Origin of the sequence: Microbacterium sp. HMWF026 (assembly GCF_003061325.1) — a bacterium.
In the GTDB taxonomy this organism is placed as follows: Bacteria; Actinomycetota; Actinomycetes; order Actinomycetales; family Microbacteriaceae; genus Microbacterium; species Microbacterium testaceum_E.
Genome location: NZ_QAJB01000321.1, coordinates 1 through 1,477, shown reverse-complemented (window position 1 = coordinate 1,477; position 1,477 = coordinate 1). Strand labels below are relative to the sequence as shown.

The following is a 1,477-nucleotide window of genomic DNA, read 5'->3' as shown; positions in this document are numbered from 1 at the left end:
CGTCGCACCAGCGCCTTGACAGCGGCGTCGGCGCACCCGGCTCAGGCGTAGGACTCGGGCGGGACGACGTCGTCGGCGGGCTCGGGCACGACGTACAGGCCCGTGGGGGAATTGGCGGTCGACATCAGAGCCTCGAGCCAGGCGCGGTTGAGCGCGGGGGGTCGCCCGCCGTTGAACTTGAAGACGATGTTCGCCCGCGGGTGGACCCACACCGACGTGCGTCCTCCACCGGTGCTGATGTCGTCCTTCCACACGAAGTAGAACGGCTCTCCGCGGCGCAGCTTGTTGCCCACGACCACCTGGAGGTGCGCGAGGAGACGGTCCTCGAAGTCGTTGCGGACGCCGCCTTCGTAGATGAACTTGCCCACGTCTCTCCTTCTGCGGGCACGGCGCCCGACCTTCCTCACTGTGCATTCGCTGTGTGCGTCGGTCGGGGGTGCGAGACCATGCGCGCCACCACGAGACCGAAGGCGTCGCTAGAACATGCGCGCGATCTGCGCGGGGTTCTGTCCGTAGTGTTCGCGGTGATAGCGGGCGAACCGCGAGGCGCTCGAGAACCCCCAGCGCCGGGCGACGTCGGCCACCGAGATGGCCGTTCCCGCGCGCAGTTCCTCGTGCGCGCCGCTGAGCCGTACGCGCCGCAGGTATTCGGTGGGCGTGGTGTCCAGCGCCCGGCGGAAGGCGTGCTGCAGGCCGCGCGATGACATGCCGGAGGCGGCCGCGATTTCTTCGAGCGTCAGCGGTTCCCGCGCGTGCTCCTCGATGAACGCGATCGCCCGGCGGACGGTCCGCGGTGCCGCCGAGCGCTGCCGCTGCCGCTCGACGGCCTCGACGAAGGGGGTCGAGAAGGTCGAGAGAGTGGTGAGCAGCGCGTGCCGCCGCAGCTCTGCCGCGATGAGGTCGTCGTCGTGCAGCGACATGAGCGAGGTCGACACGTGCACGAAGGCGCGCTCCCACTGCGTGGTCGCGTCGCGACTACGGCCCTCCGGTTCCATCCGCCGCAGGACGAGTCGGTCGTCCCCCGAGGCGAGGCGGGCGATGCGTTCGGCGTCGCTGCGGTCGAACACGAACGCGCGGACGCGCGCCGAGCGCGCCCACTGCGCCTCCGCCCCGGCCTCGGACGTCACCCACGGACGCCGCGGATCGATCGCCCGCCCCTCGGCCTCGACCCGGGCATCGTCGGCCACCAGTCGGCACGCCATGAACTGCTCGTCGACGCGTACCGAGGAGTGCACGCCGGCGCCGAGCTCGTACGACACGGTCGAGAACCCCGGGAGCTCGACCGAGGTCCACGCGAAGGCGATATTGCGGGGGTCGACGCGGTCGAGACGGGCGCCGGGGATGAACTGCTTCCACACGCGTTCGACGTCGTCGACGCCGTGCGAGCGCACGCGCAGGATCTGTCCCATGATCTTCCTTTCGCCGCGGCGAGGTGCGGCTGACTGTTCGGCGGGGGAGGCGAGCGGCCCTACGGAGG

Annotated in this window: 2 protein-coding genes; both read right to left on the bottom strand. The window is 70.8% G+C overall.

What is annotated here, in order from left to right; genetic code table 11:
* Nucleotides 1-41 precede the first annotated feature (41 nt).
* Nucleotides 42-368 (bottom strand): ATP-dependent DNA ligase, encoded by a 327-nt coding sequence (locus tag DBR36_RS12245; protein ID WP_108319770.1) that lies wholly within the window; start codon nt 366-368, stop codon nt 42-44.
* A 108-nt stretch (nt 369-476) separates the two neighbouring features.
* Nucleotides 477-1,409, bottom strand: a complete 933-nt coding sequence (locus DBR36_RS12240) for an AraC family transcriptional regulator (RefSeq protein WP_108319768.1) — start codon at nt 1,407-1,409, stop codon at nt 477-479.
* Nucleotides 1,410-1,477: the final 68 nt, after the last annotated feature.

What these genes read in the sequence shown, in the direction of transcription:
- DBR36_RS12240 (WP_108319768.1), bottom strand. Translation starts at nt 1,409, where the DNA reads ATGGGACAGATCCTGCGCGTGCGCTCGCACGGCGTCGACGACGTCGAA.